Here is a 13,699-nt window from a genome sequence, read left to right as displayed (position 1 = left end):
GGCCCCATCGCGTCGGTTGCACCGGCGTACACCGAGTCGGACTTGGGGAAACTCACCGGCAACTCAAGGTTGTTGACGATGTGCAGGATCGCCACGGTGATGATAAATGCGCCGAAGAACCAGTTGCCCACATAGATGTGCTTGGTCTTGCGCTGCATGATCGTGCCGAAAAACACGATCGCGTAGGCGACCCAGACGATGGTGATCAGGATATCGATCGGCCATTCCAGCTCGGCGTATTCCTTGGAGCTGGTGTAACCCAGTGGCAGGCTGATCGCCGCCAGCAGGATCACCAGTTGCCAGCCCCAGAAGCAGAACGCGGCGATTTTTGGCGCGAACAATTGGGTTTGGCAGGTGCGTTGTACCGAGTAGAAGGAACTGGCGAACAGCGCACAGCCACCAAACGCGAAGATCACCGCGTTGGTGTGCAGTGGGCGCAGGCGGCCGAAACTGGTCCAGGGCAAATTGAAGTTGAGTTCGGGCCAGACCAATTGGGCCGCGAGAAAAACCCCGAGGCCCATGCCGACGATGCCCCACACCACCGTCATAATGGCGAATTGGCGGACCACCTTGTAGTTGTAGGCGGTACTGATAGAAGTGTTCATGGTTCCCCATCCACGGTTCAGCCGAAGTGAGCGCGCGCAAAACACGCGGCGAATCCTTCGTCTGGAGTTATAGGCAGACTAAAAGCGAGGCAAGCATGGACAAACAGCACAAGGCCAGTATTGACGGGGATCAATGGGCGCAGTGCGTGCTCGATCATGGGTGGCTTTGGGATGCCGCCAATGGTGAGGCTTCAGCGACGTTGATCCTTGCTCACGGTGCCGGTGCGCCGATGGATAGCGATTGGATGAACGACATGGCTGAGCGCCTTGCCGGGCTTGGGGTGAACGTGTTGCGGTTTGAGTTTCCGTATATGGCGCAGCGGCGTATCGACGGTGGCAAGCGTCCGCCGAACCCCGCGCCGAAACTGCTGGAATGCTGGCGCGAAGTGTTTGCCGAAGTGCGACGTCATGTCGCTGGGCCGCTGGGGATCGGCGGCAAGTCCATGGGCGGGCGAATGGCTAGTCTCTTGGCTGACGAATTGGGTGCCGATGCGTTGGTGTGTTTGGGCTATCCGTTTTATGCAGTGGGTAAACCGGAGAAACCTCGGGTTGAGCATTTGGCTGGTTTGCAGACTCGGACGTTGATTGTGCAGGGGGAGCGGGATGCGCTTGGCAATCGTGAGGCGGTCGAGGGGTATTCGTTAGCGCCGGGGATTGAGGTGTTGTGGCTGGCGGCTGGGGATCATGATTTGAAGCCATTGAAGGTTTCCGGGTTTACCCATGAACAGCATTTGGCCAGCGCCGCGCAGAAGGTAGCCGAGTTTCTCAAGGGTTAACCGAGATCCCGAACTGCATAAAGATCGGCTCCCTTTCCCCTCGCCCCCTTGGGGGGGGCCGACGTTTCGGGAGGGCTGGGGTGAGGGGGATGGATCTTGGATGCGCCGCAGTTCTTCGTTTTGGGTACATATCCATTGCTGCGGTAACGGCCACTTAGGGTTTCGCCCTTACGGCGACTCACTTTTTTTACAAACGCCTAAAAAAAGTAAGCAAAAAAACGCTTGCTCCTACGTTCGGCCCGCTCGCTGGGGCTCGGGGTTCCTTCGCTCCGGGATGGATCCGGGCGCATCGCCTCCGGTTTGCTTCGCTGCACCTCCTCTCGATGTGTTTGGCTTCGCCAAACGGTCGCTGCGCTCCCACCCCCGGATCAATCACTCCGCTCAGCCTTCCGACGTCGCCCGTGGATCAAGATCAAAAGCCGAAGCCGAGCTAACGCTCATCCTTTGAGTGGGGCGGCATGCGCCGCGTGCTTTACATAGATCAAAACTGTGGGAGCTGGCTTGCCAGCGATGGCGGCCTGCCAGCCGACCAGTTCCTAACTGAATGCACTCAATCCATCTGTAGGAGCGAGCCTGCTCGCGATGGCGGCCTGCCAGCCGACCAGTTTCTAAATGAACGCACTCAATCCATCTGTAGGAGTGAGCCTGCTCGCGATGGCGGCCTGCCAGCCGACCAGTTTCTAACTGAATGCACTCAATCCATCTGTAGGAGTGAGCCTGCTCGCGATGGCGGCCTGCCAGCCGACCAGTTTCTAAATGAACGCACTCAATCCATTGTGGGAGCTGGCTTGCCAGCGATGGCGGCCTGCCAGCCGACCAGTTTCTAACTGAATGCACTCAATCCATCTGTAGGAGCGAGCCTGCTCGCGATGGCAGCCTGACAGCCGACCAGTTTCTAAATGAACGCACTCAATCCATTGTGGGAGCTGGCTTGCCAGCGATGGCGGCCTGACAGCCGACCAATCTCTTACTGATGCACCCGATCTAAATGTGGGAGCGAGCCTGCTCGCGAAACGGCCTCAAAAACAACATCAATACAACAGGGGAATTTCCAGTTTTCTCTGTCAGTAAACGCAATCCTGCAAGCACGTTTAAATCACACAACCCGTTACGCCATCGGGCCTACGACACCTTGCGCCGTTACCTACGCGTACGCCAGAATCCGCCGGCTTACACGGCTATGGGGCGGGTTGTATCGTTTCCCAGTCACTGAAAAACAGTGATCGGGTTTGGTAGCCCGTCTGTAATAGCTGTATGGCAACACCGTATGCAGTCCCTCTTCTTGGGGCTCGGTTTTATGGTGGTCATGCGTGGGGCTCACTCGTGAGCGCCGGGTTCCTATTGCAGCCGGTCTACCAACCCGCGTATGGCCACCACCCTCTCGTTTGGTAGCGAGAGTGATGACTCCTTAACTGCGATAGGAGTTTCATCCATGTTCAAAATCACGCCAAACCCACCGCCCAAAGATCCAATCCCCCACGACCCAGCGCTCAGCCCGCAAAAGATCAAAGAAGCAACCGATCGCGCCCTCGACTACTACCTCAAACCTGAAGACCTCGCGGCTCCGCCAGCCTCGCCCAAATTTCGCCCCGTCTATCTGGTCAATCCAACGCTGGATGACGAAACCCTGCTGGTCGAAGCGAGCGAGTCGCTTTCATACGCTCACGCCATGGCAGGTAACATCGCCAACTCAATCGGCGGCCCGGAGCGCAAACCGCTGCTGGCGCTGCAACAGGTAATCATGCTGAACGAACTGTTGATTAATCGACTGCTGGATAAGCTGAAGTTGCCTCAGTAATTTCGCTGGCAGTTATGGCCTCTTCGCGAGCAGGGTCGCTCCCACAGTGAATTGTCGTCGGACATATTATCTGTGATCACAGCATATCCAATGTAGGAGCGAGCCTGCTCGCGATAGCAATATGGCTATGAGGTCAGTTATGTCGTTTGCCTGTTACTGAAAAAAACCTGTTATGGCAAAGCGGCTCGAAGCCGTAGTTGGAAGAGGATCACAAATCATCTCTTAGCAAGTTGAAAGTTCCTTTAGGCTGTGTACGGTACCCATGGCTTTTAAACTTTGCTTCAAATGTACCTGTAGCAATTCCCTTGGTGGGATGGATGTCGATATTAAGTATGGCTTCATCAGCATCAACGTAGGCAACACCGTAAAATCCCTCAGGTGCAGGCGATGAGTGACCATGCTTGAAACTTAGCCCATCTTTTAACGTATAGGTTTTATTGAACGGAGCGTCATTGGTGTAGGGGATCGAGAAAAGGTAGGCAAAGAAGTTTTCGTCTTCCATAGTTCCTGTCGATCCAGAGATTGACCAGTTCTTTTCGTCTGTCGGAATAAAATGGTGTAGATCAAAAAAAGTTCTTATGGACTTCGTTTCGGGATTGGTGCCGAATTGCCAAGTGAGGACATTTCCCTGCTTTTGAGTAAAATCTGCTTTCGGTATGTAAATAAGTTGTGCGGTCATCTTTAGCTCCTTGGTCATGTCGTGGGAACAATTGCGAATGGACTGTTCGACGATTTATAGATAAACCCATGGAGGTTGGCCGTCTACTGTCAGACCTGACAGTAGACAGTTGCAATGTTTTGTGTGTTTTTGCCAAGATTTTGAATGTTCAACACAAGATTTTTCAGAGAGGTGCACCTAGCGTATTAGATGCCTCGGGTTGGCGGTTGTGGCGGGATGGGTGAGTGAGCTCTTGATGCGCAGCCTCAACTCAAACCGAACCCCGAATTGGGTATTTTCAATGACACAAAAAAACCCGGAAGCTCGCGCCATCCGGGTTTTTTGTCTGCAACACATCAATCAGCGGTTAAACCGCTCCACCAACGAGTACTGTGTATTCGCCGTCTTCGTCAGCTCTTCACTCAGCAACGCCGAGTTTTGCGCCTGTTCCGAGGTCTGATCCGCCAGTTCCGAAATATTGCTGATGTTGCGGCTGATCTCCTCAGCCACCGCACTTTGCTCTTCGGTCGCCGCAGCGATCTGGGTGGTCATGTCGGTGATATTAGCCACCGCTTCACTGATCCCGACCAGTGCCTGATCCGCTTCCAGCACCCGCGCCACACCTTCTTCCGCCTGACGATGGCCAGCTTCCATGGTCTGCACAGCGCTGGACGCAGTTTGCTGCAACTTGGCGATCAAGGCATGAATCTGCCCGGTCGATTCGCTGGTGCGTTGCGCTAGTTGACGCACTTCGTCAGCCACCACGGCAAAACCACGCCCCATCTCGCCTGCACGGGCCGCTTCGATGGCGGCGTTGAGCGCGAGCAGGTTGGTCTGGTCAGCGATGCCTTTGATCACGTCGACCACGCCGCCGATTTCGTCGCTGTCCTTGGCCAGTTGAGTGACGGTCAAACCGGTTTCACCCACGACCACGGACAAACGCTGAATGGCTTCGCGGGTTTCCCCTGCGATGTCGCGGCCGCGACCGGTCAAGCGGTTGGCTTCCTGGGTCGCGTCAGCGGTGCGCTGTACGTGGCTGGCCACTTCCTGAGTGGTCGCGGCCATCTGGTTGACAGCGGTGGCGACCTGTTCAGTTTCCACGCGTTGACGTTCCAGGCCGGTCGAGCTGCTGTGTGCCAAGGCGTCGGACTGCTTGGCCTGATCGGTCAGGTGTTCGGCGGTGTCCTGCAGACGGGTCAGGCAGGTTTTCAGGCGCGCTTCCTGGCTGAGGATCGACATTTCCAGACGCGCTTGCGCGCCACGGCTGTCGGTGTACATCTGCGCAATCAACGGGTCGGAAGTGGTCTGCTCGGCCAGGCGCAGCAGGCGTTTGAGCCCACGTTGCTGCCATTGCAGGCCCATCAGGCCCAACGGCACCGACAGACCCGCCGCCAAGGCAAAGCCCCAGTGCGAGTTCAGCGTCGCGCCGATCACGAAGCTCAGTTGGCTGACCAGAATGAACGGCAGCCAGTCTTGCAGCACCGGTAGCCATTTATCGCTGGAAGGGATTGCCGACTTGCCTTGGTTGATGCGTTGGTAGAGCGCTTCGGCGCGGCGGATCTGTTCGGCGGTGGGTTTGATCCGCACCGACTCGTAACCGACCACCTGATTGCCTTCAAACACCGGCGTCACGTAGGCGTTAACCCAGTAGTGGTCACCGGTCTTGCAGCGATTCTTGACAATGCCCATCCATGGCAAGCCTTGTTTCAGTGTGCCCCACATGTGCGAAAACACCGCAGCCGGGACGTCGGGGTGACGAACCAGGTTGTGCGGCGCACGGATCAGCTCCTCACGCGAAAACCCGCTGATCTCGACGAAGGCGTCGTTGCAGTAGGTGATCACGCCCTTGGCGTCGGTTGTGGAAATCAACCGCTGCTGAGCCGGGAAAGTCCGTTCGCGTTGTGTAATGGGCTGGTTGTTACGCATGGTTTTTCAATCCGCAAGGCTTTGAAAGGTTGTCGGCGGTGGCAGGAAATTGTTGAATTTTTCTTTCAGTAATCAGTACAGCGTCGCAAAACGGGCCTTGCTTCAACCCGCCAGCATCGGATAGGTGAACAGTGCGAAATGCAGCAGGTTCAGCCCGAAGTGCGTGGCGATTGCTGCGCCGAGTCCGCCAAAACGGTAGGCCAGACCATAGCCGACACCTGCCAGACCCGCCAGCAACACCCACGTCCAGCCCGCACCGATGTGCGCCAGCCCGAACAGCGATGAGGCCAGCAGCAGGGCAAGATTTTCGCCATAGGGCAGGTGTTTGAAACGCCGGCTCAGGCCGCCCTGTATATAGCCGCGAAACAGCGCTTCCTCGACCAGGGTCACCAGGAGCAGATTGTTCAGCACCCACAGCCACGCCTGATCCGGCCACTTCGGTGCCCAGGCGATCACGCCCAGCAACAACGCGCCGCCGAGGGCGAGGATCACACTCAAGGTCAGGGCGAGGGCGGTGGCGTAGACCGTCAGGCGCAGCGAGCGCCGGGCGACAATCCATGGGCAGACCAGCAACAGCCAGAAACCAATCAGCGGTTTATCTTGATTGAGGTACATCGAGAACGGCACGGCGTTGTCAGTGAAACGTTGCGGATCAATGGCGCGACCGTTGTAGAACCCTGGCAGCCAGTGCAGGGCCAGCGCCAAAGCCAGCACGATGAACAGGCCGTGGCCGAGATAACGCGCAAACGGCACGTGTTGCTGGCGTACGGCGAAACCGGCCATCAATAGCAGCCCGATAGAGATCAGTGCGAGCCAGCCGAGTTGACCGTAGCTCAGCGCCAAACCGTAGCCGAGGCCGAGAAGTGCCAGATAGAGCCATGGCAGAGACTTCATGGAGGGTCCTTGTGCAGATTTTGTGGAAGGGCTTTCTACACGGACGAGCGGCGGGGGACAAGTCAAGGTGCGGCGAGAACCGGGGACAGTCCACAACCTCTGGCCGACCCGATACCTGTGGGAGCTGGCTTGCCAGCGATGACGATTGCACAGCCGAAATCGTCATCGGCTGATTCACCGCTATCGCTGGCAAGCCAGCTCCCACAAGGTTTTGTTTTTGGCTGAGGGATCAGCGCAGGTTGAGTTTTGCCGCCGCGCGCTCAGTGATTTCCGTGCGCAGCTTCAGCGATGGCGCGGCACGCAGGCGGGCTTCATCGACAATCGCGTTCGGTGCCGTTTCCGGGCTGCCCGAATGGAACGGCGGCGCCGGCGCATATTCCAGCTGCAACTGCACCAGTTGCGCCGTGTCGGCATCGAACAGTTCAGCCGCCAACACCAGCGCAAAATCGATTCCTGCGGTAATCCCGCCACCGGTAAACAGATTGCCGTCACGCACCACCCGATCCTTCACCGCAATCGCGCCCAGTGTCGGCAGCAGATCGTGATATGCCCAATGCGTAGTCGCCCGTTTGCCTTGCAGCAGACCCGCCGCGCCGAGCACCAGCGACCCGGTGCACACCGACGTCACGTAACGCGCTTGCGCAGCCTGACGTTTGATGAAATCCAGCGTCTGAGCATCCTCCATCAAAGGACCGACGCCGCCACCGCCGGGCACACAGATCACATCCAGATCCGGGCAATCCTCGAACGTTGTGGTCGGTTTCAGCAGCAGCCCGGTGCTGGCCGTGACCGGCATCAGGTCCTTCCAGATCAGATGCACCTGCACGCCCGGCAGCGAGGCGAGCACGTCGTACGGCCCGGTCAGGTCAAGTTGCTGAACCTGTGGAAACAACAGAAAACCGATCTGCAGCGTCATCGTTCTTGCTCCATGAAAAGGGGTAGACGGCTTCACTGTAGGCGCGTAGGTTCTGGCGCATACGCCAATAACCCCACGAATTACGCCAAATGCCCAAAGCCATCCACGTACTCGCGTTTGCCAACATGCAGATCCTCGACGTCACCGGGCCGTTGCAGGTATTCGCCTCGGCCAATGACCTCGCCCGTCAGCGCGGATTGCCCATTCCGTATGCGCCGAGCGTGATTGCCAGCGGCGGCGGGGCGGTGATGTCCTCGGCCGGTCTGGCGGTGTTGGCCGAGCCGTTGCCCGAAGCGCCCAGCGACACGTTGATCATCGCCGGTGGCTGGGGCATTTATCCGGCGGCGGAAGATGTGCCGCTGGTGGATTGGGTGCGCGAGCATGCCGGCAAATGCCGGCGCGTGGCTTCGGTATGTACCGGCGCATTTTTGCTCGCCGCCAGCGGCTGGCTCGACGGCCGCCGTGTGGTCACCCACTGGACCCGCTGTGAACAACTGGCGCAGCAGCACCCAAAACTGCAAGTCGAAGCCAATCCGATCTTCATCAACGACGGCCCGGTGTGGACCTCGGCGGGAGTCACCGCCGGCATCGATCTGGCGCTGGCGATGGTTGAGGAAGATCTCGGTCGCGACATCGCGCTGGACGTCGCCCGCCATCTGGTGGTGTTCCTCAAACGCCCGGGCGGGCAGTCGCAATTCAGCGTGACGCTATCGCTGCAGAATCAGGGCAATCGTTTTGACGACCTGCACGCGTGGATCGCCGAGAACCTCACCTGTGACCTCGGCATCCCGACCCTGGCTGAGCAGGCCGGGATGAGCGAACGCAGTTTCGTCCGCCACTACCGCGCCGACACCGGCCAGACCCCGGCGCGGGCGATTGAACTGATCCGCGTTGAAACCGCCCGCCGGTTGTTGAGCGATACCGGACTGCCGGTCAAACGGGTCGCGGCCAATTGTGGATTTGGCAGCGAAGAGACGCTGCGCCGCAGTTTCCTGCGGGCGATTGGTGTGACGCCGCAGGCTTATCGCGAGCGGTTTTCGGTCAGCGACAGTATTAAGCCTCTTCTGGTTGAGGGTCTAGGAGGTAGTTGTCGATAATGTGTTGGTAGTCTTCTTTTTCACCAAGTGTTTTTTTGACTATCAACTTCGCAAGCTCTTGGTCGGTGGTTACAAGTGATAGCGAAAGTTTCTTTAGATTCGTTAATGAGGAAAATCGGGAGTCTCTTAGTGATGCGGCTCCCCAAGCATTACGGCTGGCGGCAGAAATTATGTTCATAAAGAGAGTAAACGATTGCTCTACGCTTAAGCATTCGGCAAGCGGCGCATCGATATCTCTTATATTTCGTGATATATGGTTAGCTGTTGAAAAGTCGTTGGAGCCCGCGTCTTTACAAAGGATGTCGAAATACAAATTGATGGTGCGCGGATGGCCTTTGATGTGAGCAATAAAATAATTACTTAGAACGTTTTTTCCGATGAATAGCTTTAGCTCTTCTGAAAAATGCTTTAGTAAGGTGTCTTCGCCCGCATCTAAGAGTATCGATTTCAGGGCTGATGCTGGATGCGAGAAACGTGTGTGTTCCAGTGAGTTTTCTACGTTTTTAATGCGATCGTTTAGGATTGACTTAAGGCGATCATAAGTTACTTGATCTAGATCGAACACAAGTTTTCCGTTTGCGGAAATCAAGCGCAAAATCATAATTGAATAATTTGAGTCAGAGGACTTGTTGTCAATGACGTATTTTTTTAGACAAGCTTCAGAGGCTTGGCTTTTTGTATATGCCAATCCTGTTAGAAAGAATCCAGCATTTTTGGATATGTCTGCGTTGGGGTTTTGTGTTTTTTCCAGAAATTTGTTAATTAAGTATGGGTATGTCTCAGTATGGGTGTTAATTAGCTCTTTGTTGACGGTGCTGGCTATTTTATATATGTCTGTTGAAGGGAAGAAATGTTTTCCGTCTAATCGTGCTAAGAGTTCGTCAATTAGTTGGGTTGTTGTTAAAATTGGTTTTGATAGGAAACGGTTTATGGCTTCAAAAAAAATGAAGCGTGCTTCTTCAGCAGATGCATGATGCCCGGATGGATGGGCCGATTTGTTTCTCAGTACTCTCAGTGTATCTAAAAAAGTGGTGTCCAAAGCGGGTAGTAGGCTATTGGATTTAAGTTGGTCAATTACATAGCTTTCATACACATCTTGGCCGTTTATTTTGCTCATTGCTTCGTCATGTATTTTTTTTGCTTTCTTGTTTACTTTGCCAAGCTCTCCTAACTTTTTTACGATATCGTCAAATAGTGCGATATAAGTCAGGACTATACATGCTCGGTACGCGCTGGTCATGTAACAGGACATGGCTTCTTTCATGTAGTCCTTTACTTGGTTGTCATTAATGTTATTTACAAGTTCTTCCATGTCGTGAAGGTGTGGCATTTTCATGTCCCGGTTTATGCTGTTAATTTTTTGAGGTGTGGATACTTAGGAGGTCAGTAGCTTTAACGGTCATTAAATTGTCAGTGCCTCAGCTTCCGCCACTTGATTGAAATATTTTGTCCGATCCGGAGTAAACGTCACCCGCATCTTGGTACGCGAACAGGTCAGCGAGCGTTCTTCGCTCAAATCGATATCCAGATCTTCCCCACGCAACCCTTGCCACTGGGCGAGGTATTTCAGCGATCCGTATTTTTCGTTTTTCTTCAGGCTACGACTGACCCCGCCCTTCCAGCCGAGCACCGGTAATTCTCCAGCGAGGCATTTCAAGGCGAGGTCGGGGAAGCGTGCGGCGCGTTGGCGGCCGATTTCCCAGCATTTGATCAGGCCTTTGTCGGCGGCTTCCCAGAGTTGGGTGCGGGTCAGGCCGCTGCGAAGGGGCGTGTCGATACTGCGCTGGACGTGCTGGGACATTCTGGTTCCTTGAATTCGGGTTTTATTGGACAGCTCCGCTGTGCCCGTTGCGGTGGATGGTAGGGGGGGATGTAACAGCTGGCAACAAGGTATTTCGGGGTGTAAGTGCAAGTTGTGGGGGAGGGATTGGGGGGGTGTTTAGAAGATGTAGGGGCTGAGCTGCGCAATTGTGGTGAGGGGATTTAGCGAAACGTCGCACCGCCCCGACCGGTTGCGCAGCAGTCGCAAAGTCAGTGAATGCGGTATTTCTGGAGGAGTGGGGACGCAGGGTTGGGGGCTGCTTCGCAGCCCATCGGGGATAAATCCCCTCACCACAGGGGTGTCACTCTGCTGATTGCTGCGTAGGGATTAGCCCGCTAAAGCACAGTTTTGTGGAGTATCTCCTACAGAAAGTGGCGAGCTTTACGGCTGCCACTCACTCTTTTCCCCACTCAACCGTCGATCCAGAAAACTCGCTGCACTGATCAACGCCAGATGCGTCAGCGCTTGCGGGGTATTGCCCAGATGCCGGCCATGGCTGTCGAATTCTTCGGCGTACAGCCCCAGCGGATTGGCGTAGCGCAGCAACTGTTCAAACTCCAGATGGGCCTTTTCCACCTGACCGGCGCGGGCCAGGCATTCGACGTACCAGAACGAACACGCGGCAAACGCGCCTTCGGTGCCGGTCAAGCCGTCGATGTTGGCGTCATCGTTGCGATAGCGGTAAACCATGCCGTCGCGTACCAAATGCTTTTCAATGGCTTCGAGGGTCGAGAGCCAGCGCGGATCCTTGGCGCTGACGAAACGCACCAGCGGCATCAGCAGCATCGAGCCGTCGAGGGAGCTGCCGCCCTTGTACTGGACAAAATGCCCGCGCTCTTCGTCCCAGAAGTTGTCCCAGATGTCGGCGTAGATCGCCTGGCGGGTTTGATCCCACTGGGCGAACGGTGCCGGCAACGAGCGTTTTGAAGCCAAACGAATCGCCCGATCCAGTGCCACCCAGCACATCAGCCGTGAGTGCAGAAAGTGATGCTGCTCACCGCGCATTTCCCAAATGCCTACATCCGTGGTCTGCCACGTCTCACAGACTTGATCGACCACTTCGCGCACGTGTTTCCAGCCTTCGTGGGAAATCGCGTCACCGTACTTGTTGACCAGATACACCGCGTCCATCAGCTCGCCGAAGATATCCAGCTGAATCTGGTCGTAAGCGCCATTGCCGATGCGCACCGGTCGGGCGCCGCCATGCCCGGACAGGTTGTCCAGTTCGGTTTCCGGCAATTCCTGTCGGCCGTCGATGGCGTACAAGATGTTGAGTTTCATCGGCTGACCATGGCAATCGCTGACCCGATGGCGCAGCCAGCGCATGTAGTCGTTGGCTTCGCCGACAAAGCCCAGACGCATGAACGCGTAAACCGTGAACGACGCATCGCGGATCCAGGTGTAGCGATAATCCCAGTTGCGTTCGCCGCCGGGCGTTTCCGGCAGGCCGAAGGTCGCGGCGGCGAGGATCGCGCCGTGTTTGCGCGAGGTCAGCAGCTTGAGCGCGAGGGCAGAGCGGTTGACCATTTCCCGCCAGCGTCCACGGTAAATCGACTGGCCGATCCAGTCGCGCCAGAACTTCAGCGTGCGCTCCATACAGAAGTCGCCGGCCCCTTCGGCGAAGCGCGGATCGTCGCTGGCGCCGAGCATGAAGGCCGCCGTCTGATCCTGCTTGAGGGTGAAACGGGCAATCGCCGCTGCGGCGTCCACCTGCAAGGGCTGATCAGAAGCCAGGCGCAGCGTCGGTTGCCCGATGGCGCTGAACACCACGTCGTTTTGATCCAGCGCTGCGCGAGTGTCGGCACGGGCATAGTCGTGGCGTACCGCGCAGCGCATGTGGAAAGTCGCCTCGCCGCTGACCACCCGCACACGGCGCATCAGCAGTGGCAAGTCATCTTCGCTGTCACCCACCGGCAGCATGTCGGTGATTTCCACCACGGCATCGTCACTGAGCCAGCGTGTTTGCAGGACGTTGGTGTCCGGCAGGTAAATCTGCTCGCGCCGGGCATCGGGCAAGTCCGGCGCCAACTGGAAAATCCCCGCGTCGGGGGTATCCAGCAACGAACAGAAAATCGACGGACTGTCGAACTCCGGCCAGCAGAAAAAATCCACGCTGCCCTTGTCGTTGACCAGTGCCGCACTGCGCATGTCGCCGATGATGCCGTGGGCGTCGATCGGGCTTTGTCGTTCTGGATGATGCTCAGCCATTGCCGCGAAACTCCGGATAGAGGCTCATGCCGCCGTCGATAAACAGGGTAGTGCCGACGATGTAGTCAGAAGCATCGGAGGCGAGGAAAACCACCGCATTGGCGACGTCTTCCACATCGCCGATGCGCCCGTAGGGAATCAGGTCGAGCAGCTCTTCCCCGGCAGCGCCTTCGGTGGCTTCTTTATTGATCGCCGTGCGAATCGCCCCCGGTGCAATGCCGTTGATGCGAATGCGCTGATGGCTGACTTCCTGGGCAAGCGTCTGCATCAACTGATCGACACCGCCCTTGGACGCCGCGTAATTGACGTGCCCGGCCCACGGAATGCGCTGATGCACCGAGCTCATGTGGATGATTTTGCCGGCGGCGCGGGATACGCCTTCGCGAATGCCTTGGCGATTGAAAATGCGCAACGCGGCACGGGCGCAGAGGAACTGGCCGGTGAGGTTGACGCCGATCACCGCGTTCCAGTCATCCAGCGACATATCCACAGCCGCCGCATCTTTTTGCAGGCCGGAATTGGCGATCAGAATGTCCAGTGAGCCGAAAGCGTCGAGGGTTTCAGCGAACAGCCGTTCGACCTCGTCTTCCTTGGAGACATCGGCACCGATGGCCAGGGCCTGACCGCCCTCGGCGATGATTTGTCGGGCGAGTGCTTCGGCGGGTTCGGCCTGGCGGTTGTAGTTGATGACCACGGCGGCACCGGCAGCGGCCAGGGCTTTGGCGCAAGCGTGGCCAATGCCGGAACTGGCGCCGGTGACGAGAGCTACCTGACCGGCGAGAGAAATGTGCATAGAGGAGGCGCCTGGGTTGAGGGCTTAATCAGCTGACCGATTGCCTGGCGTGAGAGTTCATTTCTGTGGGTTGTGGTGAAAGTATGGACCTCATCGCTGGCAAGCCAGGCTCCCACAGGGAGCATAGATGAACATGAATTTATGTACGACCAGTACCTCTGTGGGAGCGGGCTTGCCCGCGATGGGGCCTTCACATTCCACCAACA

The 13,699-nt window shown here is 56.8% G+C and carries 12 protein-coding genes; 3 read left to right on the top strand and 9 right to left on the bottom strand.

Features of this window, described 5'->3' with window-relative positions; translation table 11 throughout:
- Nucleotides 1-605 (bottom strand): cbb3-type cytochrome c oxidase subunit I (locus ACIONG_RS13630; RefSeq protein ID WP_401300108.1); only part of this gene is annotated, 605 nt, incomplete at its 3' end.
- Between the two features lie 95 nt (nt 606-700).
- Here ACIONG_RS13630 and ACIONG_RS13625 point away from each other — a divergent pair.
- Together ACIONG_RS13625 and ACIONG_RS13620 are read left to right on the top strand one after the other, a co-directional pair.
- A complete protein-coding gene (locus ACIONG_RS13625; protein WP_401300105.1) occupies nt 701-1,381 on the top strand; it encodes an alpha/beta family hydrolase in 681 nt (226 codons plus the stop codon).
- 1,432 nt (nt 1,382-2,813) lie between these two features.
- Nucleotides 2,814-3,179, top strand: coding sequence for a DUF6124 family protein (locus ACIONG_RS13620; protein WP_401300102.1), 366 nt, complete (start codon nt 2,814-2,816; stop codon nt 3,177-3,179).
- Between the two features lie 208 nt (nt 3,180-3,387).
- On the opposite strand, the gene ACIONG_RS13615 is transcribed toward ACIONG_RS13620, so the two are convergent.
- The 4 genes from ACIONG_RS13615 to inhA all read right to left on the bottom strand — a co-directional run bounded on the left by ACIONG_RS13615 (nt 3,388) and on the right by inhA (nt 7,573).
- A complete protein-coding gene (locus ACIONG_RS13615; protein WP_401300099.1) occupies nt 3,388-3,858 on the bottom strand; it encodes a hypothetical protein in 471 nt (156 codons plus the stop codon).
- A gap of 339 nt (nt 3,859-4,197) precedes the next feature.
- On the bottom strand, nt 4,198-5,763 hold the full coding sequence (locus ACIONG_RS13610; protein ID WP_123533088.1) for a PAS domain-containing methyl-accepting chemotaxis protein: 1,566 nt from the start codon (nt 5,761-5,763) through the stop codon (nt 4,198-4,200).
- Nucleotides 5,764-5,865: 102 nt separating this feature from the next.
- Entirely contained in the window at nt 5,866-6,657 is a 792-nt protein-coding gene (locus ACIONG_RS13605; RefSeq protein ID WP_213028096.1) for a CPBP family intramembrane glutamic endopeptidase, read from the bottom strand.
- Nucleotides 6,658-6,886: 229 nt separating this feature from the next.
- Complete coding sequence (gene inhA / locus ACIONG_RS13600) at nt 6,887-7,573, bottom strand: isonitrile hydratase (protein ID WP_213028097.1); 687 nt, start codon at nt 7,571-7,573, stop codon at nt 6,887-6,889.
- A gap of 89 nt (nt 7,574-7,662) precedes the next feature.
- Here inhA and ACIONG_RS13595 point away from each other — a divergent pair, with 89 nt between their 5' ends.
- Nucleotides 7,663-8,670, top strand: a complete 1,008-nt coding sequence (locus tag ACIONG_RS13595) for a GlxA family transcriptional regulator (protein WP_401300094.1) — start codon at nt 7,663-7,665, stop codon at nt 8,668-8,670.
- Here ACIONG_RS13595 and ACIONG_RS13590 read toward each other — a convergent pair.
- The 4 genes from ACIONG_RS13590 to ACIONG_RS13575 form a co-directional block, all read right to left on the bottom strand.
- A complete protein-coding gene (locus ACIONG_RS13590) occupies nt 8,627-10,006 on the bottom strand; it encodes a hypothetical protein (protein ID WP_401300091.1) in 1,380 nt (459 codons plus the stop codon). The two genes, ACIONG_RS13595 and ACIONG_RS13590, sit on opposite strands and share 44 nt — an antisense overlap.
- A gap of 66 nt (nt 10,007-10,072) precedes the next feature.
- Nucleotides 10,073-10,471 (bottom strand): hypothetical protein, encoded by a 399-nt coding sequence (locus ACIONG_RS13585; protein WP_401300089.1) that lies wholly within the window; start codon nt 10,469-10,471, stop codon nt 10,073-10,075.
- Nucleotides 10,472-10,873: 402 nt separating this feature from the next.
- Nucleotides 10,874-12,700 carry a glycoside hydrolase family 15 protein gene (locus tag ACIONG_RS13580; protein WP_401300086.1) on the bottom strand — a complete coding sequence of 609 codons (1,827 nt, stop codon included), beginning with the start codon at nt 12,698-12,700 and terminating at the stop codon, nt 10,874-10,876.
- Nucleotides 12,693-13,493, bottom strand: coding sequence for a glucose 1-dehydrogenase (locus ACIONG_RS13575; RefSeq protein ID WP_401300083.1), 801 nt, complete (start codon nt 13,491-13,493; stop codon nt 12,693-12,695). The genes ACIONG_RS13580 and ACIONG_RS13575 overlap by 8 nt, the downstream gene beginning before the upstream one ends.
- Nucleotides 13,494-13,699: the final 206 nt, after the last annotated feature.

The organism is Pseudomonas sp. NPDC087817 (genome assembly GCF_044742875.1).
Lineage (GTDB): Bacteria > Pseudomonadota > Gammaproteobacteria > Pseudomonadales > Pseudomonadaceae > Aquipseudomonas.
The sequence above is the reverse complement of the archived record's forward strand: the minus strand, read 5'-3'. Positions and strand labels throughout refer to the sequence as shown.

What these genes read in the sequence shown, in the direction of transcription:
- ACIONG_RS13625 (WP_401300105.1), top strand. Translation starts at nt 701, where the DNA reads ATGGACAAACAGCACAAGGCCAGTATTGACGGGGATCAATGGGCGCAG.
- ACIONG_RS13620 (WP_401300102.1), top strand. Translation starts at nt 2,814, where the DNA reads ATGTTCAAAATCACGCCAAACCCACCGCCCAAAGATCCAATCCCCCAC.
- ACIONG_RS13615 (WP_401300099.1), bottom strand. Translation starts at nt 3,858, where the DNA reads ATGACCGCACAACTTATTTACATACCGAAAGCAGATTTTACTCAAAAG.
- ACIONG_RS13610 (WP_123533088.1), bottom strand. Translation starts at nt 5,763, where the DNA reads ATGCGTAACAACCAGCCCATTACACAACGCGAACGGACTTTCCCGGCT.
- ACIONG_RS13605 (WP_213028096.1), bottom strand. Translation starts at nt 6,657, where the DNA reads ATGAAGTCTCTGCCATGGCTCTATCTGGCACTTCTCGGCCTCGGCTAC.
- inhA (WP_213028097.1), bottom strand. Translation starts at nt 7,573, where the DNA reads ATGACGCTGCAGATCGGTTTTCTGTTGTTTCCACAGGTTCAGCAACTT.
- ACIONG_RS13595 (WP_401300094.1), top strand. Translation starts at nt 7,663, where the DNA reads ATGCCCAAAGCCATCCACGTACTCGCGTTTGCCAACATGCAGATCCTC.
- ACIONG_RS13590 (WP_401300091.1), bottom strand. Translation starts at nt 10,006, where the DNA reads ATGAAAATGCCACACCTTCACGACATGGAAGAACTTGTAAATAACATT.
- ACIONG_RS13585 (WP_401300089.1), bottom strand. Translation starts at nt 10,471, where the DNA reads ATGTCCCAGCACGTCCAGCGCAGTATCGACACGCCCCTTCGCAGCGGC.
- ACIONG_RS13580 (WP_401300086.1), bottom strand. Translation starts at nt 12,700, where the DNA reads ATGGCTGAGCATCATCCAGAACGACAAAGCCCGATCGACGCCCACGGC.
- ACIONG_RS13575 (WP_401300083.1), bottom strand. Translation starts at nt 13,493, where the DNA reads ATGCACATTTCTCTCGCCGGTCAGGTAGCTCTCGTCACCGGCGCCAGT.